We start from the raw sequence: 22,747 nt of genomic DNA on the forward strand, positions 1-22,747 counted from the left end.
TAAAGGCAATTCGGATGCGAGATCGAACCTCCAAATTAGAAAAAAAACTGTGAGCCTTGAGTAGGAGATAGCCTGTGGAACGCGAATACATGGAATTCGACGTGGTCATCGTCGGTGCCGGCCCCGCTGGCTTGTCCGCCGCCTGCCGTTTGAAGCAGAAGGCCGCCGAAGCCGGTAAGGAAATCAGCGTCTGCGTGGTCGAAAAAGGCTCCGAAGTCGGCGCACACATCCTGTCCGGCGCCGTGTTCGAACCACGCGCTCTGAACGAACTGTTCCCGGACTGGAAAGAACTCGGCGCCCCGCTGAACACGCCAGTCACCCGCGACGATATTTTCGTGCTGAAAAACGCCGAAAGCGCGCAAAAAATTCCAGACCTCTTTGTGCCCAAGACCATGCACAACGAAGGCAACTACATCATCTCCCTCGGCAACCTGTGCCGCTGGCTGGCCCAGCAGGCAGAGAACCTTGGCGTAGAAATCTACCCGGGCTTCGCCGCTCAGGAAGCGCTGATCGACGAGCAAGGCGTGGTGCGCGGGATCATCACCGGTGATCTCGGCGTCGACCGCGAAGGCAATCCGAAGGAAGGCCTGTACACCCCGGGCATGGAACTGCGTGGCAAATACACGCTGTTCGCCGAAGGCTGCCGTGGCCACATCGGCAAGCAACTGATCCAGCGCTACAACCTCGACAGCGACGCCGACGCTCAGCATTACGGCATCGGCCTGAAAGAAATCTGGGAAATCGACCCGGCCAAGCATCAACCAGGTCTGGTGGTGCACACTGCCGGTTGGCCGCTGGACATCATGGGCACCGAGAACACCGGTGGCTCGTTCCTCTATCACCTGGAAAACAATCAGGTGGTGGTCGGTCTGATCGTCGATCTTTCCTACAGCAACACGTACCTGTCGCCGTTCGACGAGTTCCAGCGCCTCAAGCATCACCCGGTGCTGGCGCAGTACCTGGAAGGCGGCAAGCGCATCAGCTACGGCGCTCGCGCGATCTGCAAGGGTGGCCTGAACTCGCTGCCGAAAATGGTCTTCAAGGGCGGCGCGCTGATCGGTTGCGACCTCGGCACCCTGAACTTCGCCAAGATCAAAGGCAGCCACACCGCGATGAAGTCGGGCATGCTCGCCGCTGAATCGGTAGCTGACGCGTTGTTCGCTGAGAAGGACGGCACTGAAGAATTGACCACTTATGTGGACGCGTTCAAGAAGAGCTGGCTCTACGACGAACTGTTCGCCAGCCGCAACTTCGGCCCGGCGATCCACAAGTTCGGCGCCATCGTTGGCGGCGGTTTCAACTGGCTGGATCAGAACATCTTTGGCGGCAAACTGCCGTTCACCCTGCACGACACCAAGCCGGATTACGCTTGCCTCAAGCTCGCGGCGGACTGCAAGAAGATCGACTATCCGAAGCCGGACGGCAAACTCAGCTTCGACAAACTCAGCTCGGTGTTCATCTCCGGTACCAACCACGAAGAAGAACAACCTTGCCACTTGAAGTTGAAAGACCCGAGCATCCCGATCAGCAAAAACCTGCCGCTGTACGACGAACCGGCTCAGCGCTACTGCCCGGCCGGCGTGTACGAAGTGATCACCAAGGAAGACGGCGAGAAGCGCTTCCAGATCAACGCCCAGAACTGCGTGCACTGCAAGACCTGTGACATCAAGGATCCTTCGCAGAACATCACCTGGGTCACGCCGGAAGGCGCTGGCGGCCCGACTTACCCGAATATGTAAGTCGAACCGCTGAACAACGAGGCTCCCGAACCGGGGGCCTTTTTGTTGCCCAGAATTCCTCTAACACCACCGAACTGTAGGAGCAAAGCTTGCTCGCGAAAGCGGTGTATCAGATATCAACAATGTTGACTGACACACCGCTTTCGCGAGCAAGCTTTGCTCCTACGAGGGATATGCGTGGAATCAGGCAGCGCGCTCGTCGCCCGGGCTGCGCTCGAAGTAGCGCTTATATTCGCGACTGAACTGCGACGTACTCTGATACCCGACCCGATGCGCCACTTGCGCCACGCCCAAGCCCTCCGCCACCAGCAACGTCTGCGCCTTCAACAAGCGTAAACGCTTCAGATACTGCACCGGCGACAACAACGTGCTGCGTTTGAAATGTTCATGAAACGTCGACACGCTCATGTTCGCGCAACCGGCCAGTGTCTCGACATTCAACGGCTCGGTGTAATGCGCATGCAGATGACTGATCGACGCCGCCACCCGCGCAAACTGCCCCTGCTGCTCGACCAACGCGCGCAACACATCCGCCTGCGGCCCGCGCAACGCGACGAACAATAATTCACGCACTCGCGCCGGCCCGAGAATCTGGCACTCCAGCGGATCGTGCAGGCAACTCAACAGCCGCTCGACGCAGCCACGCATGTCATCGTCGAGCACCACCGAGGTCATCGACTCCGGCGTCTGCGCCGGAATATGCCGCCCCGGCGCCAGCCCCATGGCCAACACCAGTTCACCGAGCAACACCCGATCAATCGCCACGCTCACGCCGAGCAACGGCGCATTCGGCAAGGCAAATGTCTCGCACTCGAACGGCACCGGCAGCGCCTGAATCAGGTAATGCCCGGCACCATATTCCATCGTCCGCGGCCCGAGGAACGCCAGTTTGCTGCCCTGGGCGATGATCATCAGGCTCGGTTCATAAATGTGCGGCCCACGGGCGACGTCGCAACTGGCGCGCAACACTTGCACACCGGGCAACCCGGTCGGGGAATAACCATCGCGCAGCGCCAGCGGTTCGATCAACGAAACCAGCCGGGCATTGGCATCAAGATGACGGGTTAATTGCATCAAAACTCTTCACTGAAAATAGGGCGGAAAAAGGCGATGAAAGCATGATGGCAGATCCCTTTGCCGCTGCGGCCAATCAAACCCGCATGCCGGAGGATTAGGCATGAGACCCGGAGGAATCGTCATGGCCGGACTGTCAGTCGACGCCCAGAATGCGCCGCCTCACTTGTTCCTGCTTTTGCGAGGTTTCACATGTACACCGCCATCGGCTATGCCGCCCAATCGGCCACCACGCCCCTCGCCCCGATGAAATTCGAACGTCGCAGCCCACGCGCCGACGACGTCGCGATCGAGATCCTCTACTGCGGCGTCTGCCACTCCGACATCCACCAGGCCCGCAATGAATGGGGCATCGCTGTTTACCCGTTGATGCCCGGCCACGAGATCGTCGGAAAAGTCACCGCGATCGGTGCGAATGTCACCCAACACAAAGTAGGCGATCTGGTCGGGGTTGGCTGCATGGTCGACTCGTGCCGCACCTGCGAAGCCTGCCAGTCGAACCTTGAACAATACTGCCTCGAAGGCCCGACCATGACCTACGCCACCCCGGATCGGGTGGATGGCAGCAACACCATGGGCGGTTATTCGGACAGTATCGTCGTCAGCGAACACTTCGTCGTGCGCATTCCGGAAAGACTGGCACTGGCCAGCGCCGCGCCGATTCTGTGCGCCGGCATCACCACCTACTCGCCACTCAAGCACTACGGCGTCAAGGCTGGCGACAAGGTCGGGATTCTCGGCATGGGCGGTCTGGGCCACATGGGCATCAAGTTCGCCAAAGCCATGGGCGCCGAAGTCACCCTGTTCACCCGCTCGGCGAGCAAAGCTGAAGAAGGTCGTCGTCAGGGTGCCGATCATGTGATCGTTTCCACTGATGCCGAGCAGATGAAAGCGGCTGCCGGTTACTTCGACTTCCTGCTCGATACCATTCCGGTGCAGCACGATCTCAACCCGTACCTCGACACCCTGCGTTTCGACGGCGTGCACATTCTGGTTGGCCTGATCGAACCGATCGATCCGCCCGTGCATGCCGCCAAACTGGTATTGGGCCGTCGCATCCTGGCCGGTTCGCTGATCGGTGGCGTCGCCGAAACCCAGGAAGTGCTGGATTTCTGCGCCGAGCACAACATCACCTGCGACATTGAAATGCTCGACATTCGCCAGATCAACGAGGCTTACGCGCGCATGATCGCCGGCGACGTGAAGTACCGTTTCGTCATCGACATGGCGACGCTCAAGGTTTAAACCCGCTTAAACCTTCAAGCCAAGCTCCGCCGAGAGCCGGGCTGTGACTCCTTTGATCAGGGGAATCAGCTCGGCCATTTTTTCCAACGGCATGTACGGCACAGTGCTGGCGATACTGATCGCCGCCACGATGCCCTTGCTCGCATCGCGAATAGGCGCCGCCACGCAGCGGATCGACGGTTCGTTGTCTTCCAGATCGAAGGCGTAGCCACCGGCGACGTACTCGGTCATGCGCTGCTCAAGCTGTTCCCACGACTGCTGGGGATGCTGCGGCCAGAACTGACTTTTCCCACCCGCTGGCAGGCTGATGTCGTACAGCCGCTGCCAGTCTTTCGGCGAGTCATCGAGCATCAACGCCTTGCCAATCCCGGTGCGCGCCAACGGCATGCGATGGCCGACCCGCGAACGCATTTCCGGGCCATTGCGCCCCGGGTTCTTCAGCAGATACAGCACTTCATCGCCTTCACGGATGCCCAAGTGCACAGTGTCGCCGGTCAGCGCCGACAACTCGTCCAGATACGGCCCGGCCAGGCTCACCAGCGGCAACTCTTCGCGTGCCTGGAAACCCAGTTCGATCAGCTTCGGCCCGAGCAGATAACCGACTTGCGGCACCACGCGCAGGTAGCGTTCATCGACCAGGCAACTGGCCAGACGATGGGTGGTGCTGCGCGTGGTGCCGATCAGTCGGGCAATTTCCTTGAGATCGCGGGCGCCACTGGCCACCGCTTGCACCACACCGAGGCCGCGCAACAGCGTCTGGGTGCCGGTGGGCGCGGCGTCCTTGGTTTTTTCCGGAGCGTCTTCCTGCATATCCAGCCTTTACCGTTGAGCGAGGGAACGGGCGGCATTATGGTCGCCCGACGCAGACCACTACAACTCGATACGCTCGACCTTGCCGACCAGCAGCACGTAGGACAAAGCACCGATCAATGCGAGCACCGCGATATAAGTGATTGCCGGCGCGAACGAATCGCCGCTGGCGAGGAAGCCGATCACGATCGGCGTGGTGATCGCCGACAGGTTGCCGATGAAGTTGAACACCCCGCCGGTCAGGCCGAGCAAGCGTGCCGGGGCCAAGGTCGAAACCAGCGACCAAGTGATCGAGGCCAGGCCATTACCGAAGAACGCCAGCGCCAGAAAGGCAATCACCAGCGGCGTCGACTCAACGAAATTGGCGCCGATGATCGAGGTGGAAATCAGCAGCCCGCCAATGATCGGCAACTTGCGCGCAAAGCCGACGGTGTAGCCGCGACGGATCAAGAAGTCGGAAAAGAACCCCGAGCACAACACGCCAACGAACGCGGCAAGAAACGGCAGCGACGCGAGCAGGCCGGACTTGATGAAGTCCATACCGCGATATTTCACCAGGTACGTCGGGAACCACGTCAGGAAAAACCACAGCGTCGAGTTCAGGCAGAACTGGCCGAGGTAGATGCCCCACAATTTGCGTTTGGTCAGAACGATGCCGAGATCGGTCCAGCTGAATTTGGCTTTGACCTTGGCCGATTCTTTTTGAATATCAACCAGACCACCGCCCTCGCGGATCAGGTCGATTTCGGCTTCGTTGGCGCCTTTGAAATCCCGTGGCTCGCGATACACCGCGTACCAGATCGCCGCCCAAATAATGCCGACAGCGCCGGTCGCGACGAACACCATGTGCCAGCCGAATTCGTGTTGCAGCCAAGCGAGTACCGGGGTCAGGAATGCCAGGCCGACGAATTGCCCAGAGGTGTAGAAACCGATGGCCGTGGCGCGTTCACGCTCGGGGAACCAGGTTGTTACAACGCGGCTGTTGATGGGATAGGCCGGTGCTTCCAGCGCGCCGACGGCCATGCGCAGCACGAACAGCGCGATGAAACTGGCGGCGAAACCGAGCATCACCGTGGCAATCGACCACAGCAGTAATGCGACGCTATAGAGAATGCGCGGCGGCACGCGATCGACCAGCCAGCCGCCGGGGATCTGCATAGCGGCGTAGGTCCAGCCGAACGCGGAGAAGATCAGGCCGACGTGGATCGGGTCGATGCCCAGATCGCTGGTCAGCGCCGGCGCGGCAATCGACAGGTTGCTGCGGTCGAGGTAGTTGATGACCACGGTGATAAACAGCAACACCATGATGAAAAACCGCTTGCGGCTGGGCGCGACTAAAGACGCCTGCCCGGTGAGGGTTTGCGGTTGCATGGGGAGAGCCTCTTTTTATGTTTATTGAGGTCGGCCTGAGGCCTGATCGTTCCCACGCTCCGCGTGGGAATGCAGCCCGGGACGCTCTGCGTCCCAAAAGCGGACGCAGAGCGTCCATTGAGGCATTCCCACGCAGAGAGTGGGAACGATCTCATCGGGTGTGTCAGAGACAAATCACCACTCGGCAAAGCTGCCATCGGCATGGCGCCAGATCGGGTTGCGCCAGCGGTGGCCAACAGCCGCACGCTCGATCACGTATTCCTCGTTGATCTCGATGCCCAATCCCGGCCCGTTCGGAATCTTCACGAAGCCTTTGTCGTAATCGAACACCCGCGGATCTTTCACGTAGTCGAGCAAATCATTGCTCTCGTTGTAATGGATGCCCAGGCTTTGCTCCTGGATAAACGCGTTGTAACAAACCGCGTCCAGTTGTAAACACGCCGCCAGCGCAATCGGCCCCAGCGGGCAATGCAGCGCCAGCGCGACGTCGTAGGCTTCGGCCATGTTGGCGATCTTGCGGGTTTCGGTGATGCCGCCGGCGTGGGAAGCATCCGGCTGGATGATGTCGACGTAACCTTCGCTCAACACGCGTTTAAAGTCCCAACGCGAAAACAAGCGTTCGCCGAGGGCAATCGGTGTGCTGGTCAACGGCGCCAGCTCTTTCAGCGCTTCGTAGTTTTCGCTGAGCACCGGTTCTTCGATAAACATCAGTTTGTATGGATCGAGTTCCTTCATCAGCACCTTGGCCATCGGCTTGTGCACGCGGCCATGGAAGTCGACGCCGATACCGACGTTCGGCCCGACCGCGTCACGCACGGCGGCAACGTTGGCCAGTGCCAGATCGACTTTCTCGAAGGAGTCGAGGAATTGCAGCTCTTCGGTGCCGTTCATTTTCACCGCAGTGAATCCACGGCTCACCGCCTCTTTCGCCGCACGCGCGGTGTCGGCCGGACGGTCGCCGCCGATCCACGAATACACACGAATCTTGTCGCGCACCTGGCCGCCGAGCAGATCACTCACCGACACGCCGAGGGCTTTGCCCTTGATGTCCCACAGCGCCTGATCGATGCCGGCCAGTGCGCTCATATGGATCGCGCCGCCACGGTAAAAACCGCCGCGATACAGCACCGTCCAGATGTCTTCGATGTTGCGCGGGTCTTTGCCGATCAGGTAATCGGACAATTCTTCGACAGCGGCGGCAACGGTGTGCGCGCGCCCTTCAACCACAGGCTCGCCCCAACCGGTCACGCCCTCGTCGGTTTCGATCTTGAGGAAGCACCAGCGCGGCGGAACGATGAAGGTGGTGAGTTTGGTGATTTTCATCTACTTGTCTCTCTTATTGGGATAGCGCACGCAGCGCCAGAATACTTAGCGAAGGGCCTTCCATGCGGCCACGTAGGCCTTGGCATTCACCGCCACTTGCTCCGGGGTCATGCCCGGTTTGAACAGGCCGGAACCGAGGCCGAAACCTTTCACGCCAGCGTCGATAAACGCCTGCATGTTGTCCGGCGTGATGCCGCCAACCGGCGCCAGCACCGTCCCGGACGGCAACACCGCAAGCCAGGCTTTGACGACTGCCGGACCCATCTGCTCGGCCGGGAACAGCTTGAGAATGTCCGCGCCCTCCGCCAGCGCCGCAAACGCTTCGGTCGGCGTCGCAACACCCGGCGACAGAAACAGCCCCGCCGCTTTCGCCGCGCGCAACACCTTGGCATCGCTGTGCGGCATGACGATCACTTGGCCGCCGGCCTCTTTCACCAACTCGACCTGCTCCGGCGTCAACACTGTGCCGGCACCGATCAGGCAATCGGCGGGCAAGGTCTTGCGCAGGATGCGGATACTTTCGTACGGCGATGGGGAATTTAGCGGTACTTCGATGACGCGAAATCCGGCGGCATACAGGACTTCTCCGACAGCGGCGGCTTCCTGCGGGTGCAGGCCACGCAGAATCGCGATCAGACCGTTTTGCGCCAATGCTTGCTTGAGCATGTCAGGCCTCCAGTCAGGGTTAACGGGATGAGGAATCGATCAGTCCGGCGGCCAGCGCCAGTTGCCACAAACCACGCTCGGTGGCCTGCTCGGCCAGCGTCACCTTGGTGAAACCACAGGCGTCGAGGGCACGGCGGTAGCGCACACACAGTTGCGCGTTGCCGATGAGGATGATCGAAGGAAGATTCGGGTTGTTGCGGCGTCGGCGTTGAGCGCTGGCCAGTGCGGCCAATTCATGGCCGATCATCAGGCCGGACAGATAATCCGCCTGCGCCGTTGGGCTCAGTTCACCGGTCAGGCCCAGCGTGCGGGCACTGAACAAGGTCGACAGCACGCCGAGTTCGCCGTCCGCCGACTGCGCGATCTGCACACCACGGTCAAATGCCTGAGCATCGAACGTCGCGCTGACTTGCTGGGTGCGGCCAAGGATGCTGTGTTCGCTGAGCACGGCGAACACTTCGCCGGTCATGAACGTGTCGAAACGGGTGATGCAGCCATCGACCACGTCGACCCACTTCGAATGACTGCCCGGCAGACCGATCAACAGATCAGTGCCCGCCTCGACCGGCAGATTCTGCAGAACACCAAGCACTTGGGTTTCTTCGCCGCGCATCACGTTCGGCAAACGGGAACGCTGAATCACACCCGGCACGATATGCACGACGGTGCCGCGAATGCTGATAACTGTTTGTAGGGAGTTTCCGAGGTTGGCGACGTTCGCCGGCGTCTCGCAGTAGGCCGCTTCACGCCAGCCCTGCGCACTGCCGACCATGCCGCAAGCAATCACCGGCAGATCCGGCTGCGCATCGAGCCAGTCGCCGCAGGCTTCATCGAAAGCCAATTCAAAACCATCGGCGCATTCGCGACCGTTGATGATTCGCGGGGTCTTGGGCAACTGCATGATCCCGGACGACAGCGAGCGCTGCTCCAGCACCACACCGTCCGCCGCGAGTTTGTAAGCACGTAATGAGGTCGTCCCCCAATCGAGCGCGATCAATTGCGCCAGCATCGCTTCACCTGTTTTGTTTTTGGCAGTGAGTGCGATGGACTATAAACCTTGCAGCAGCAAAATCTCAATATATAAATGTTGATCCCATATTGTGAGACAAAAGCAAAAAAAGATCGCAGCCTTCGGCAGCTCCTACAGAGTTTTCATCATTCCCTGTAGGAGCTGCCGCAGGCTGCGATCTTTTTAGGGATTCAGTTACCTTCAGCAAACTCACGCAATACCTTGCCGTCCATGCGATACCTCACCCACTCTTCCTGCGGTTGCGCACCGAGGGATTTGTAGAAGTCGATCGCTGGCGTGTTCCAGTCGAGGACGCTCCATTCGAAACGGCCGCAGTCGTTGTCGCAGGCGATTTTTGCCAGGTGGCGCAGCAGGGTTTTGCCGGCGCCGCCGCCGCGTTGTTCGGGGGTGATGTAGAGGTCTTCGAGGTACAGGCAGTTGCTGCCGAGCCAGGTTGAGTAGCTGAAGAAGAACACGGCGAAACCGATCGGCAAGCCGTCGCGCAGGCAGATCAGACCGTGGGCGGTGGCGCCTTCGCCGAACAGGCTGCGTTCGATGTCGGCGACGCTGGCGATGACTTCGTGGCGGGCCTTTTCGAAATCGGCGAGTTCAGTGATGAAGGCGAGGATTTGCGGGGCATCGCTGGGGGTCGCCGGGCGGATTTCGATCGTCATGGACGGGCCTTGTCGGAAAAGGAAAACGCCATACTAAGGCCGTGGGCGCTGCTCGTCACACTCCAAACCTGGTAGAGAACCTTGTGGTGAGGGGATTTATCCCCGATGGGGTGCGCAGCGCCCCCAAAAAAAAGGGGCTGCTTCGCAACCCGTCGGGGATAAATCCCCTCACCACAGGGGTACCACGAACGTTAGATCTCCTTAAATCTGCAAGGATGCTTATGAACGATGCTGCTTTTGCACCACTGATTTCACTGGCCGCCGGGTTACTGCCCCACGCTCTGGAAATATCCGACGACGGCGCGCACGACCTCGCGCATTTGCAGCGGGTCTGGCACAACGTGCGCACGTTGCATGAAGCAGAAGGTGGCGATCTCGAGGTCTTGCTCGCGGCCGTGCTGCTGCACGATTGCGTGGCCGTCGAAAAGAACTCGCCGCTGCGTTCACAAGCCTCGCGTCAGGCCGCAGAAAAAGCGTCGTCAGTGCTCGCCGAACAGAACTGGCCCAGCGATAAAATCGCCAGCGTCGGCCACGCCATCGAAGCGCACAGCTTCTCCGCCAACATCACCCCGCTCACCCTCGAAGCGAAGATCGTCCAGGACGCTGACCGCCTCGATTCGCTGGGCATGCTTGGCGTCGCCCGCACGTTTTATATCGCCGGGCGCATGGGATCGGCGCTGTATGACCCGCAAGATCCGCAAGCAAAACATCGCGATTACGACGACAAGCGTTTTTGCCTCGACCACTTCCAGACCAAACTGCTGCACCTCGCCGACGGTTTCCAGACTGTCGCCGGCCAGCGTCTGGCGCAGATACGTCATGAGCGTCTGAAGGGTTTTATGGAGCAACTGATGGAAGAAATCGGCATCGTCTGAATGGTTACTCCGGCCTGTGCTGAACCTGACTTCGCCAACCGCGCACCTAACCCACAGGCCCGACGTGTTAAACAGATGACGCTCAATTTTCCCGGTCAAGGAACCGCGTCATGTCGCAAGCAACACCCCAGGTGTCAGGCAAGTTGTTCGGCCTGTTCTGTCTCGCCAGTTATCTGTTGTCGCTGTCGTATGGCTCGACGTTTTTGCTGTCGCTGTTGATCGGTTCACGCGGCGGTAATGAACACGATGCCGGCAGTGTGATTTCGGCGGCGATGCTCAGTACATTCGTCGCGGTGCTGGTGTCCGGGCATTTGTCGGACATGCTCGGTGCGGCGCGGTCGATTGCGCTGTTCGGGTTGTTGCTGGTAGCGGCGAGCCTGGGTTTTGCGATGACGCCGGGGTTCGGGCATCTGCTGCTGTTTTTCGGTTTGCTGCTGGGGTTGGGCTGGGGTGTTTTTTACACGTTGGGGCCGATTATTGTTGCCAGTCTGGTAACTCCGGCGCAGCGGGCCAAGTACTTCGCGCTGCTCTCCGGCAGCATGATGACCGGCATCGGCAGCGGCCCGTTACTCGGGCGCGCAGCCAGTGCGCTGGGGTTGCCGGTGACGTCGGCGTTTTATCTGGCGGCATTGGCGAGCCTGATCGGCGTGCTGCTGTTCTGGCGTCTCGGCGCCCGACTGAAAAGCACGCAAGCCACGTCTGCCGCGAGAATCAGTTGGCAAGCGACCCGCCAAGTGCTCAGCTCGCGCGCCGTGTTTCCGATCATCATGGTCGGGCTCGGCGGCTGTGTGTTCGGCGGGCTGTCGAGTTTTCAGACCAGTTATGCGGGGGCGCGCTCGCTGGATTATTCGCTGTTCTTCCTCGGTTTCATGAGTGCGGCCATCAGCAGCCGGATGTTGATCGCTGGTTACGTGGTCAAGCGTGATCCGCTGCGCGCTTCGTGTCTGTTGTCCGGGCTGATGCTCGGCTCGATCGTGCTGTTCGCGTTTGGTGTGCACAGCGGATTTACCTATCTGCTGGCGGCGCTGACGCTCGGCGTTGGTTATGGTCTGACCTATTCGGTGATCAACGGACTCGCGGCGAACGAAGCACCGACGGGTACCACTTCGCAAGCGCTGCTGCTGTTCAGCCTTTCGTATTTTATCGGCGTGTTTGGCTTTCCGTTGCTGGCCGGGAAAATCATCGTTGAACATGGCATGGCGACGTTGTTGCTCACGGTATTGGCGGTGGCCTTGATCAACTGGCTTATCACCTTGGGCCGCCTGCTCTGGCGTCGCCTCAACGTGAAAACGGCGGAGGCGATTTAGACCGTTCGTCGTTCATCAGGCACCAATCCGCAGCGAGGGCAGACCAACGACAGGTAAGGATTCCAATCACTGGAGAAGCCCTATGATCTCGTCAAGGTTGACCGCTTTCGTATTCAGCACCCTGCTCTGCCCTGCGGTGTTCGCCGCATCCGCCACCGCGGCAGGCACCGGCCCTACCGACCCGACCCCGCCTCGCGCCCCCGCCATCAACAGTGCTCCCGGCATGAACACCGATGGTTCGGGCGTGCCGTTGATCAATCAGCCGCCGGCCACCGGTACTGATCCGCGCACGCAGGGCAGTGACCCGGGTCGTCAGGGCGGCATGAACACCCCCGACGCCCCCGGCATGCCCGACAACGCCGGCCCCGGCGTCGGCTCTAAATCCACCACGGGTGGTTCCGGTTCCGAAGGCTCCGGTCAGTAGTTCGCCGACGCGAGCGTCCTATTCAATCCAATGAAGAGGTAACCATGAACGTCGATAAAAACCTGGAAAAAGAAGTCCTCACCCGCCTGCTGCACGCCCACCCGAGTGGACTGGGCAAGGAGGTGCTGGACAATTACCGGGGCGAGAAAGTCGTGGCCGGCGCCCTCGCCGCTTTGCAGGATCGCGGACTGATTCACCACGGCCATGTGACCTGCAACGAAGCCGGCGAACATTCGCTGAACCTGCCGATCAAGCTCAGCGCGGCCGGGGTTGAAGCGGCGCGTAAGCTCGATAGCTGAGCAATGTGATCGTGTGATCGTGTGATCGTGTGATCGTGTGATCGTGTGATCGTAAATTATGTAGGAGCTGCCGCAGGCTGCGATCTTTTGATTTTGAAGATCAACAGATCGCAGCCTTCGGCAGCTCCTACATGGCAATTCATCTACGGATGCAAGGAGAAATCCCATGCCTCGTGGAAGCAAAGAAAAATACACCGCCGAGCAAAAGCGCAAAGCCGAGCACATCGAAGACAGCTACGAAAATAACGGCGTGTCTAAGGATGAAGCCGAAGCGCGAGCCTGGGCGACGGTGAACAAACAATCGGGCGGCGGCGACAAGGCCGGCGGTTCCGGGCGCAAGAAACCGGCGAGTGCCAAGTCTGAAGATCGCAAAGAGTCGTCGCGACGGGCAGTGGCCAGTCGCGAGGGACATTCGCGTAACAGCACGGCTTCGCGGGATGCGCAGACGGTTGATAGTTTGATGAAGGAGGCCCGGGCCAAGAAAATTCCGGGGCGGTCTTCGATGCGTAAGCAAGAGTTGATCGAGGCGCTGCGCAAGGCCAGTTGACACATCCCCCTGTAGGAGCTGCCGCAGGCTGCGATCTTTTACCTCTTTCAAGATCAAAAGATCGCAGCCTTCGGCAGCTCCTACAGGGGATTTAGGTGCGACACAGATCCAATGTGGGGGCGGGCTTGCTCGCGAAAGCTATCTATCGAGCACCGCCAGACTCGCGGATAAACGCGTCCACCTCAGCCGTCCCCGGCGAGGTCGCCGGCCCCCAGCGTGTCACCGCAATGGCCGCCGCCGCATTCGCCCGTCGCGCCGCTTCATGCGCACTCAAACCCTGCGCCAACCCGGCAACAAACACCCCGGCATGCGCATCGCCAGCGCCATTGCTGTCCACCGCTTTCACAGTAAACCCCGGCACATGCCGACGCTCATCAGCCTGATGAATCCAGCAACCCTGCGGCCCGTCGCGCACCACCATCAACACCTCTTTGGGCAGATGCTCAGCCAGCCGATCCAGCGCCAGCGCAATGTCTTCAGCACCGGTAAACCGCAGCGCTTCAACGCTGTTGCTCGTCCACACATCAATGCGTGGCAGCAGCGCCTGCATCATCGGCGAATCCGGCGATTCCACCAGCGGGCCCGGATCGAAGACCACGTTGACCGAGCCCGGCAACGCCAGCGTCCAGTCGAGCAACGCCTGCGCCTTGCCTTCGTGAAGCAAGCTGTAACCGCTGAGATAAACGTAATCGCCCGCCTCGGCGGCAACGCTATTCAGATCGTCCTCGGTCACTTCACCCTCAGCGCCGATGTAGGAAATGAAACTGCGCTCAGCCGACGCATCAGTCAGCGCCACGCACAAACCGGTGTCGCGCTGCGCACGTTCTTTGATGCCGATATGAATGCCTTCGACAGTCATCGCGTCCCGCGCTAGATCGCCGAAACGCCCGGTGCCGTGGCGACCGAGGTACACCACCGGCAAGCCATTACGCACTGCCGCCGCCATTACGTTGAATCCGCCACCCGCTTCGAAACCAGCCGACTGCGCGAGCACATCGCCGCCAATCTGCGGCAGTTTATCCACGGCCATGACCAGGTCGATGATGACCTGGCCGGTGTGCAGCATCTTAGGCATGAGCATTCTCGGTTGGCGCGGCGCGGCGATCTTTCGCCCCGCCGAGGACGAAGTAAATGCCACCGGCGACCACGAAGGTCACGATCCAGCCGAGGCCGTTGTGGCCCAGCCACGAGTCGGACAGGAAGCCTTTGAACCAGACATTTTCAGCGGTGGTGCCGATGGTGGTGAAGCTGAAGCCGAGTACGATGGCAATCGCCCACGCGCCGAACGCGCGCCACTCGATGCCGCCGTTGTACCAATAGGCGCTGCGCGGGCTGACGTCGAGCAAGTCTGTCGGGCTGTAGTAGTGACGGTGAATCAGGTCAACGATGAAGATCCCGACCCACGCGGTGATCGGCACTGCCAGCAAGGAAATGAAGGTGATGAACGGGCCGTAGAAGCTGTCAGCGATCAGCATGAAGTAGATCGAACCGGCGAAGATCGCGACGATATCGACCACCACCGCGTAGACGCGTTTTACCTTCAGACCGAGGGTCAGCGTGGTCAAACCGGCGGAGTACACCGACAGGTTGTTCGACAGCAGCAGGCCACCGAATGCGGTGATCAGGTAAGGCACGGCCATCCAGGTTGGCAGCATGTCGCGGATCGCCACGATCGGGTCAGTCGCCGAAGCCAGGTCGTTGTTGCCCACCGAGAGCAAGCCGCCGAGGGTGATCAACAACACCAGCGGAATGCCTGCGCCGAATGCTGCCGACGCGACCAAGCGTACGGCTTTGACGCTGCGATGTTGATAGCGCGACATGTCAGCGCCGGCGTTGGCCCAACCGATGCCGGTGCCGGCAGCCATGGTGCCGATGCCGATGATCATTGCGCTCATCGGTGCCGGCGTGGCGTTGAACACCGCGCTCCAGTCGATGGTGGCGCAGAGGAAGCCGCCGACGAGAATGTTCAGCGCGCCGAACACGTAAGTCGCCCACTTCTGAATCACCAGCAGCGTCGCGTGGCCGAGGCCGGAAACCGACAAGGTCAGCAGGACGAAAATGGCGATGAAGATCAGGGTCAGTACCGGAGCGCTTTTCGCTTCAACCGGCGAACCGAACAGGATCGAGCAAAGCGACAACAGCACGAATGCCGCGGTGGTGGTGTTGACCGTTTCCCAGCCCAGACGCGACATCAGCGAGACCAGCGTCGGGCCGATATTGCCGCGTACGCCGAAGATCGCTCGCGACAACGTCAGGCTCGGCGCACGGCCACGGCGGCCGGCAATCGAGATGATCCCGACCACGGCAAACGATCCGGCAGCGCCGATGATCGCGACGATGATGGCTTGCCAGATCGCCAACCCGCGAAACGCGACCAGCGTGGCGCCCAGCGGCAGACCGAGGATGGAAATGTTGGCGGCGAACCAGACCCAGAACAGTTGCAGCGGATGACCGTTGCACTCGGCTTCCGGCACCGGTTCGATGCCGCGGGTTTCCAGTTGCCCGGCGCTTTGCCCGGCGTTTGATGAACTCATGAAAAATGCTCCTGTTTGCCATTCTTGTGTTTATGGGCAATTCAATACCTGTGCCTCTCCCCTGTAGGAGCTGCCGCAGGCTGCGATCTTTTGATCTCGATTTCGGGGCGGCCTGAAGACTGCTGAAGATCAACAGATCGCAGCCTTCGGCAACTCCTACACATGGGTGTCCTCAGCGAAGAGTGAGGAGTCCTTTCACAAGGGGTTCCAGCTCCAGATCGTTGACGGTTTTCACTGTCTCGATCATCTCGACAGGCCAACTCTCAAGACCCAGGCAGGCCCCAAGCATCGCCCCAAGAATCGCCGCGATGGTGTCGGTGTCGCCACCGAGACTGGCGGCCATGCACAGCGCATCAAACGCGCTCATCTCACCGACGGCCACTTGCTGCGCCAGCGCGAACGAGACCACCACCGATTCCTGCGACGCCACCGATGTACCGATCACGTCGTAGAGCAGATCGGCGAGCAACGCGTTGTCGCTGTCGACGCTGATGCTGCGCGCCCAACTGATCCGCGAAGCGATACGCCCACCGGCAACCCAGTGACCATGCGCTTCCGCTTGCTGAGCGATTTGCTGACCGAGGTTCAACGCCTCGCCCAAATCCATGCCGTTGATGCCCGCAGACACCACCGCCGCCACCGCCGCCGCACTGGAAATCCCCAGCGTGGTGTTGTGAGTGACCTGGCAGGCCTGCACCACGGCGCCAATAAAGCGCTCAGGATTGGCGACATCTGCGGCGATGCCGACCGGTGTAATGCGCATCGCTGCACCATTGGTGGTGCCGTAACGCCCGGCCTCTTCCGGCGAGTGGCCGGCGAGGATCATTTCGATCGCGCGTTTGGTCGACGGGCCGAGCAAGTCCTGCGAGCCCTTGGCCTGCATCGCGGCTTCCCACTCGATCAGGCGTTGCGCGAGGATGGCCGGTTCGATGTGGCCATTGCCTTCAACCAATAATTCGCCGACCAGAATCGCCTGTTCGGTGTCATCAGTGATCGAGCCTTTAGGCATGTTCGCGGCAATCGGTTGTAATGGCCCGGCATCTTGCAGATCGGTGATCTGGCCGAAGCGCGCCTTGATGGTTTCGCGGTTCAGCGATTGCGTCGGCATGCCCAGCGCGTCGCCGAGGGCCAGGCCATAGAAAGCGCCGAGGGCACGGTTGAGCGGGGTCATTTTGCTTCTCCAAATTGCAGGTGCAGACGGAAATGCACCGGGTCGAGCAGGCTTTCGACCAGCTCCATAAAACGGTTCTGCCGGTCATAAGTGGTGCGCAGGGCCTTGAGGAACACCGTGCCTTCCGCACGACCGAGCAGTTCAGCGTCGACGGCATTCAGCGGTTCGGCGCCGATCCATTGATCGCCGCGCTCGCCGACGTAGCCGTAGGCCGCCAGGGTGATGGTCAGGGAATTGTCGATCAGACCGACGCGCGGCAGGCTTTCCAGGCCGCCGGTGGCCGGCATCAAAGAACGTTCAAGGGACACCAGCGTGCCTTCGGTGGAACGGCGACGACGGTCGAGGGTGATGAATTGGTCAGTGCCAAAACGCGCGAGCAGATCGGGCCGGGTCACGGCTTCCAGACGCAACACTTCGGTATTGATCATCGCGCCGCTGTCGGCCAGCGCCTGCGCCCAGCCGCTGCGTTGGTCGAGGGCGACACCGTCGAAGGTGACGATCGAGCCGACCCCGCTTTGTGTGGCGATATATTTACGCCGCTTCAGTTCGGCCAGCGCTTCGCGCAGCGTGCCTCGGCTGACTTTGAATTCTTGAGCCAACTGATGCTCGCCGGGCAACAGAAAGCCGTCCTCCATGAGGCCGCTTTCGATGCGCCGGACGAGTTCGTCGACCACCCGTTGTTTCTTGTCAAATCGTACCTGTCTAATCATGTACAAAGTGATAACCGAAACGGGTTCGGGCGAGCAAGGGAAATTTAGGGGAAGTGACGGAAGGTTGAAGGTCAAAAGCACCCTCACCCTAGCCCTCTCCCGGAGGGAGAGGGGACTGAATGGGGGATATTGTGGAAGTACGCTGACTTGAAAGTGCGGTGCCGAATCCATAATCGCCGAGGTCTTTCAGGTCGACGGATTACGCGAGACACCTCGATCGGCCCCCTCTCCCTCTGGGAGAGGGCTGGGGTGAGGGGCTCTTGATCTTAGCGTTGTTTGAGGCGATCGATGACGACGGCCAGCAGCAGAATCGACCCGCGAATCACGTACTGGTAGAAGGTATCAATATTCTTCAGGTTCATCGCATTCTCGATAATCGCCAAAATCAGCACCCCGGCAATCACATGCCGAATCATGCCAATCCCGCCGCTCAACGACACCCCGCCCAACACGCAAGCCGAGATCACCGTCAGCTCAAACCCCTGTCCAATCATCGGCTGCCCCGAGGTCATCCGCGACGCCAGAATCACCCCCGCCAGCGCACCAATCACGCCGTGCACGGCAAAGATAATGATCTTGGTGCGATCAACGTTCACGCCCGCCAGCAACGCTGCTTCCTGGTTGCCACCGATGGCCATGGTGTTGCGCCCGTAGGTGGTGTAATTCAGCAGCCAGCCGAAAAACAGAAAGCACACGATCGTGATCAGGATCGGCACCGGCACGCCAAACAACTGGCCGTTACCAAACACGAAGAACGATTCCTGCGACACGCCCACCGCTTTGCCGTTGGCAAAAATGTAAGCCAGACCGCGAACAATCTGCATGGTCGCCAACGTCGTGATCAACGCATTGACCCGCAACTTGGCGATCACAATCCCGTTGATCAACCCGACAATCAGGCCCATCACCAACGCCGCACTGACACCAAGAAACACGCTGTTGGTGTCGCGCATCACCACTGCCGCGACCACGCCGGCGCAGGCAATCACCGAGCCCACCGACAAGTCGAAATGCCCCGACGCCAGGCAGTACAACATCGTGCACGCGGCGATCCCGGTGGTGGAAATCGCCAGGCCCAGACCACGCATGTTCAGCGGCGAAAGGAAGTTGTCGATCAGCAGCGTACAGGCAACGAAAATGCCCACCGCCGCCAGCAACATGACCCAGTCATCAAGGAAGCGGCGCATGTCCAGCGGTTTGCGCTCTTTGGGCAGGGTTTCGTTTTGGGTTGTCATCATAGTCACCTCTCAGTTCGCCACGCCGTCAGCGCGGTGGCGCGGCAAAGCCAGTTGCAGCAGGTTGGATTCGTTAGCCTGGTCGCGGCTGATTTCGCCGCGCAGGGCGCCTTCGCAGAGCACCAGAATGCGGTCGGAAATGCCCATCACTTCCATCAGGTCGCTGGACACCACGATCACCGAAATGCCCTCGGCAGCGAGGTTGTGGATGATCTGGTAGATCTCCGCTTTGGCGCCGATGTCGATGCCGCGCGTTGGTTCGTCGAGCAGCAGAACTTTCATCGGCATCGACAGCCAGCGACCGAGAATGGCCTTCTGCTGATTGCCGCCGGAAAGGAATTTGATCTGCTGACCGGCGTGCGGCGTTTTCACTTTCAGCGCTTTGATCTGTTTGTCGGCATTGCCCTTTTCCCACAAACCGCGAATCAGGCAGCCGAGCCCCGAATGCGCGCCACGGGCACTGATGTTGATGTTCTCGGCAACGCTGGCCAGCGGGATGATGCCTTCCTTCTTGCGATCTTCCGGGCAGAGCAATATCCCGGCGGCAATCGCGTCGCGCGGTGAGCGCAATTTCAGTTCATGGCCACGCAGTTCGAGGCGTCCGGCGGTGTTGCGCTCAAGGCCGCTAAGCAGGCGAAACAGCTCGGTGCGCCCTGCCCCGACCAATCCGAACAAGCCAAGAATTTCACCTTTGTGCGCTTCGAAACTGATCGGCTCACGCAGGCCCGGGCCGAGCAAGCCATCGACCTTCAGCGCCACGGCGCCGCGTGGACGATGGCGATAATCGTAGATGTCCTGAATGTCGCGACCGACCATGCAGGTCACCAGTTGATCATGGGTCAACTGGCTCATGTCCTCGAAGGTGCGCACGTAGCGACCGTCCTTGAACACCGTGACCGCGTCGCAGATGCGGAATACTTCTTCCATCCGGTGCGACACGTAGAGCACCACTTTGCCCTCGTCACGCAGACGACCAATGATCGCCATCAAGCGGTCGATCTCACGGGCCGAGAGGCTGCTGGTCGGTTCGTCGAAGGCGATGACATGCGCGCCGCGCGACAGCGCTTTGGCGATTTCCACCAGTTGCCGCTGGCCGAGGGACAGGCGTCCGACTTTGGTCTGCGGATCGATTTCGTCGGCCAGGCCTTTGAGGCAATTCAACGCTTGCTGGCGTAACACACCGCGATTGATCAAACCGAAACTCGCCGGCAGATGGCCGAGAAACAGGTTTTCGGCGACGGTCATTTCCGGCACCAGATGCAGCTCTTGGTGAATCACCGCGACGCCGCTGCCGATGCTGTCAGCGGTCGACCTGAACGCCATGGTCTGCTCGCCGATCTGCAACTCGCCGCTGCTCGGGATGTAAGCGCCACCAAGGATTTTCAGCAGGGTCGATTTGCCGGCGCCGTTCTCGCCCATCAAGGCATGAACCTGCCCCGGATGCGCGACGAAGCTGATGGCGTCCAGCGCCTTCACACCGGGAAAGGTTTTGCCGATCCCGTTGAAGCGCAGGCTGCCGCTGGAGCTGTGTTGTTGTGTCTCTACTTGCGCGTGCATAAAGCCACCTCTTCACACCGAAAAACGGCCCGGCTGCCCGGGCCGTCGCTGCATCAGTTCCACAAGCCGATTTTTTCCAGCTCTTGCTTGAAGTTCTCGCGGGTGATCAGGGTGACGTCGTCCATGGCGGTGTACTTCGGCGGTTCTTTGCCGGTGGTGACCCACTCGTACATCATCTCGGCGGTTTTGTAGCCTTCGATGTGCGGGCTCGGCAGCATCGAGCCGAAGAAGCCGCTGTTAGGCTTTTTCAGTTCGCCAATGGCGTCGGTGCCGTTGATGCCGATGCCGATCACGTTGGTCGCAGCAAAACCGGCAGCTTCGGTAGCGCGCACGCCGCCGAGCACGGTGTTGTCGTTCATGCCGCCGATGATCAGGTTTTTCGCCGCGCTCGGCAGTTTCACCAGCGCCGAGTTGGTGGCGTCCATGCTGCCCGGTACGTCGAGGGTTTTCAGCGCGGCGAAGAGGATGTGATCCTTCGGCATGCCGGCGTCTTCAAGGGATTTCACCGAGCCGTCGGTGCGCTTCTTGCCGGTGTCGAGTTCGTTGTAGGTGTTGACCACCGCGTAGGTGTCTTTCCAGTCCCAGTTGCGTTTTTTCGCTTCGGCGACCATCGCGTTGCCTTGCTTCTGGCCGACTTCAAACGCAGCCATGCCGAGGTACGGCACGTCTTCCATGAACTTGCCGTTGGCGTCGACAAAACGGTCGTCGACGGCAATCACTTTCAGGTCATTGAGTTTGGCTTTGGCCATGATCGCCGGGCCGAGCGACACGTCCGGCGGGCAGATCACGAAGCCCTTGGCACCGTTGGCGGCGAGACTGTCGATGGCGGATAGGGTTTTCTCGCCATCCGGCACGGCGATCTTGATCAGTTCGAAGCCCTTGTCCTTGGCGGCTTTCTCGGCGAAAGCCCACTCGGTCTGGAACCACGGCTCCTCCGCCTGCTTGACCAGAAAACCGATTTTCACGGTGTCGGCAGCGAGCAGCGAACTGCTCAGGCTGAATGCAGTGACCGCCAGGGCGGTAGTGCACAGGGTACGAATCCCGAAACGACGTTTCATAAGCTGACTCCTTGTTATTTTTTTTGAGCAAATTAAACAGCTTGTGGCGAGGGAGCTTGCTCCCGCTGGGCTGCGAAGCGGCCCTAAAACCGGTTACCTCGGTCAATCAGACATACCGCATAGCCCGAATTTACGACTGCTGCGCAGCCGAGCGGGAGCAAGCTCCCTCGCCACAGGTGTGGTGGCGTGACACGTACTGCTGCAAAGCCTGTTGAAAATAGTCATATCGTATGATGATTGGATTTCACCCGGATCTATCCGCGTGAAAGCTGCAGCGCTCAGTCGTGGTACATCACCGAGCGGCCACCATCGATGGTGATGCATGACGCGTTGATAAACGGTGCTTCATCACTGGCCAGAAACACCGCAGTCATCGCCACTTCCAGCGGCTGACCGATGCGTTTCGGCGGGTGCAGATCGAAGGCGCGCTGACGTTCGGCGTGCGGGTCGGCGAAACCGTTCCAGTAATCAACATTCAATTGGGTTTCGATGTAGCCCGGCGCGATGGCGTTGACGCGAATGCCTTTCGCCGCGTATTCGATGCCGAGGGCGCGGGTCAGCCCAAGCAAACCATGTTTGGCCACCGGGTACGGGAAGCAGCCGGGAATGATGTGGCTGGAATGGGTCGAGGCGATGTTGATGATGCTGCCGACACCCTGCTCAATCATCTGCGGCAGCACGGCTTTGCAGCCGAACCAGGCACCATCGAGGTCGATGGCGAAGCAGCGATGCCAGTCTTCATCGGTCATTTCCAGCGGATCACGAAACACGTTGACCCCGGCGCAGTTGACCAGCACGTCGATACGCCCGTGCAGCTCAACGGCGCGTTTGGCCATCGCGTGCAGATCGTGCTGGCGCGACACATCAGCCTTGAGCGCCTGCACGTCACAGCCCTGCTCGCGCCAGTGGGCGGCAACCTTCTCAACTTTTTCGGCCTGAATATCGCTGATCAGCAGTTTCGCTTGCTGCGAGGCAAACGCAGCAACGATCGCTTCACCGATGCCTTGCGCAGCGCCGGTCAGCAAGACCACTTTGTCTTTCAGACGCTCGCCCTTCGGCGGTGCAGGCACCGGCGGCAGGGAAAGGGGTTCAGCCATGGATCTCGACTCCTGTTCCGCA

General features: G+C 60.2%; 22 protein-coding genes. 7 read left to right on the forward strand and 15 right to left on the reverse strand.

The window, feature by feature from the left end:
* Positions 1-74 precede the first annotated feature (74 nt).
* A complete protein-coding gene (locus KFS80_RS01240; RefSeq protein ID WP_212543769.1) occupies positions 75-1,739 on the forward strand; it encodes an electron transfer flavoprotein-ubiquinone oxidoreductase in 1,665 nt (554 codons plus the stop codon).
* Positions 1,740-1,922: 183 nt separating this feature from the next.
* Here KFS80_RS01240 and KFS80_RS01245 read toward each other — a convergent pair whose 3' ends face one another.
* On the reverse strand, positions 1,923-2,813 hold the full coding sequence (locus KFS80_RS01245) for an AraC family transcriptional regulator (protein WP_053122530.1): 891 nt from the start codon (positions 2,811-2,813) through the stop codon (positions 1,923-1,925).
* A 192-nt stretch (positions 2,814-3,005) separates the two neighbouring features.
* Between KFS80_RS01245 and KFS80_RS01250 the strand changes: the two genes are divergently transcribed.
* A complete protein-coding gene (locus KFS80_RS01250) occupies positions 3,006-4,058 on the forward strand; it encodes an NAD(P)-dependent alcohol dehydrogenase (protein ID WP_053122532.1) in 1,053 nt (350 codons plus the stop codon).
* 6 nt (positions 4,059-4,064) lie between these two features.
* Here KFS80_RS01250 and KFS80_RS01255 read toward each other — a convergent pair whose 3' ends face one another.
* The 6 genes from KFS80_RS01255 to KFS80_RS01280 all read right to left on the reverse strand — a co-directional run bounded on the left by KFS80_RS01255 (position 4,065) and on the right by KFS80_RS01280 (position 9,911).
* Positions 4,065-4,868 (reverse strand): IclR family transcriptional regulator, encoded by an 804-nt coding sequence (locus KFS80_RS01255; protein WP_053122534.1) that lies wholly within the window; start codon positions 4,866-4,868, stop codon positions 4,065-4,067.
* 60 nt (positions 4,869-4,928) lie between these two features.
* Positions 4,929-6,239 carry an MFS transporter gene (locus KFS80_RS01260; RefSeq protein ID WP_053122535.1) on the reverse strand — a complete coding sequence of 437 codons (1,311 nt, stop codon included), beginning with the start codon at positions 6,237-6,239 and terminating at the stop codon, positions 4,929-4,931.
* Positions 6,240-6,413: 174 nt separating this feature from the next.
* Positions 6,414-7,562 carry a galactonate dehydratase gene (gene dgoD, locus KFS80_RS01265; protein ID WP_030131992.1) on the reverse strand — a complete coding sequence of 383 codons (1,149 nt, stop codon included), beginning with the start codon at positions 7,560-7,562 and terminating at the stop codon, positions 6,414-6,416.
* Positions 7,563-7,607: 45 nt separating this feature from the next.
* Positions 7,608-8,228 carry a 2-dehydro-3-deoxy-6-phosphogalactonate aldolase gene (locus KFS80_RS01270; RefSeq protein WP_008085516.1) on the reverse strand — a complete coding sequence of 207 codons (621 nt, stop codon included), beginning with the start codon at positions 8,226-8,228 and terminating at the stop codon, positions 7,608-7,610.
* A 19-nt stretch (positions 8,229-8,247) separates the two neighbouring features.
* Entirely contained in the window at positions 8,248-9,237 is a 990-nt protein-coding gene (locus tag KFS80_RS01275; RefSeq protein WP_212543770.1) for a 2-dehydro-3-deoxygalactonokinase, read from the reverse strand.
* 191 nt (positions 9,238-9,428) lie between these two features.
* The gene (locus tag KFS80_RS01280) at positions 9,429-9,911 is read right to left on the reverse strand and encodes a GNAT family N-acetyltransferase (RefSeq protein WP_212543771.1); all 483 of its coding nucleotides are present in this window, start codon (positions 9,909-9,911) and stop codon (positions 9,429-9,431) included.
* Positions 9,912-10,132: 221 nt separating this feature from the next.
* On the opposite strand from KFS80_RS01280, the gene KFS80_RS01285 reads away from it, so the two are divergent.
* The 5 genes from KFS80_RS01285 (at position 10,133) to KFS80_RS01305 (ending at position 13,363) form a co-directional block, all read left to right on the forward strand.
* Positions 10,133-10,786, forward strand: a complete 654-nt coding sequence (locus tag KFS80_RS01285) for an HD domain-containing protein (RefSeq protein ID WP_212543772.1) — start codon at positions 10,133-10,135, stop codon at positions 10,784-10,786.
* A gap of 110 nt (positions 10,787-10,896) precedes the next feature.
* Entirely contained in the window at positions 10,897-12,093 is a 1,197-nt protein-coding gene (locus KFS80_RS01290) for an MFS transporter (RefSeq protein WP_212543773.1), read from the forward strand.
* Between the two features lie 82 nt (positions 12,094-12,175).
* Positions 12,176-12,517, forward strand: coding sequence for a hypothetical protein (locus KFS80_RS01295; protein ID WP_212543774.1), 342 nt, complete (start codon positions 12,176-12,178; stop codon positions 12,515-12,517).
* A gap of 44 nt (positions 12,518-12,561) precedes the next feature.
* Positions 12,562-12,816 (forward strand): hypothetical protein, encoded by a 255-nt coding sequence (locus KFS80_RS01300; RefSeq protein WP_053122559.1) that lies wholly within the window; start codon positions 12,562-12,564, stop codon positions 12,814-12,816.
* 166 nt (positions 12,817-12,982) lie between these two features.
* Positions 12,983-13,363, forward strand: a complete 381-nt coding sequence (locus KFS80_RS01305; RefSeq protein ID WP_212543775.1) for a Rho termination factor N-terminal domain-containing protein — start codon at positions 12,983-12,985, stop codon at positions 13,361-13,363.
* 142 nt (positions 13,364-13,505) lie between these two features.
* Here the strand turns inward: KFS80_RS01305 and KFS80_RS01310 are convergent, their stop codons facing one another.
* From KFS80_RS01310 to KFS80_RS01345, 8 genes are all read right to left on the reverse strand, one after another.
* A complete protein-coding gene (locus KFS80_RS01310; RefSeq protein ID WP_212543776.1) occupies positions 13,506-14,438 on the reverse strand; it encodes a PfkB family carbohydrate kinase in 933 nt (310 codons plus the stop codon).
* Positions 14,431-15,897: a purine-cytosine permease family protein gene (locus tag KFS80_RS01315; RefSeq protein ID WP_053122564.1), complete on the reverse strand. Its 1,467-nt coding sequence runs from the start codon at positions 15,895-15,897 to the stop codon at positions 14,431-14,433. Before KFS80_RS01315 ends, KFS80_RS01310 begins: the two co-directional genes overlap by 8 nt.
* 172 nt (positions 15,898-16,069) lie before the next feature.
* Entirely contained in the window at positions 16,070-17,068 is a 999-nt protein-coding gene (locus KFS80_RS01320) for an ADP-ribosylglycohydrolase family protein (protein ID WP_212543777.1), read from the reverse strand.
* Positions 17,065-17,778 carry a GntR family transcriptional regulator gene (locus tag KFS80_RS01325; protein WP_212543778.1) on the reverse strand — a complete coding sequence of 238 codons (714 nt, stop codon included), beginning with the start codon at positions 17,776-17,778 and terminating at the stop codon, positions 17,065-17,067. Before KFS80_RS01325 ends, KFS80_RS01320 begins: the two co-directional genes overlap by 4 nt.
* A 266-nt stretch (positions 17,779-18,044) precedes the next feature.
* Positions 18,045-19,013 (reverse strand): L-arabinose ABC transporter permease AraH, encoded by a 969-nt coding sequence (araH, locus tag KFS80_RS01330; protein WP_026000669.1) that lies wholly within the window; start codon positions 19,011-19,013, stop codon positions 18,045-18,047.
* Positions 19,014-19,025: 12 nt separating this feature from the next.
* A complete protein-coding gene (araG, locus tag KFS80_RS01335; RefSeq protein ID WP_212543779.1) occupies positions 19,026-20,570 on the reverse strand; it encodes an L-arabinose ABC transporter ATP-binding protein AraG in 1,545 nt (514 codons plus the stop codon).
* 53 nt (positions 20,571-20,623) lie between these two features.
* Positions 20,624-21,628: a substrate-binding domain-containing protein gene (locus KFS80_RS01340; protein ID WP_008087257.1), complete on the reverse strand. Its 1,005-nt coding sequence runs from the start codon at positions 21,626-21,628 to the stop codon at positions 20,624-20,626.
* A 278-nt stretch (positions 21,629-21,906) separates the two neighbouring features.
* Positions 21,907-22,725 (reverse strand): SDR family oxidoreductase, encoded by an 819-nt coding sequence (locus KFS80_RS01345; protein WP_159811504.1) that lies wholly within the window; start codon positions 22,723-22,725, stop codon positions 21,907-21,909.
* Between the last annotated feature and the right edge of the window lie 22 nt (positions 22,726-22,747).

Origin of the sequence: Pseudomonas rustica (assembly GCF_018336155.1) — a bacterium.
GTDB classification, from domain to species: Bacteria; Pseudomonadota; Gammaproteobacteria; order Pseudomonadales; family Pseudomonadaceae; genus Aquipseudomonas; species Aquipseudomonas rustica.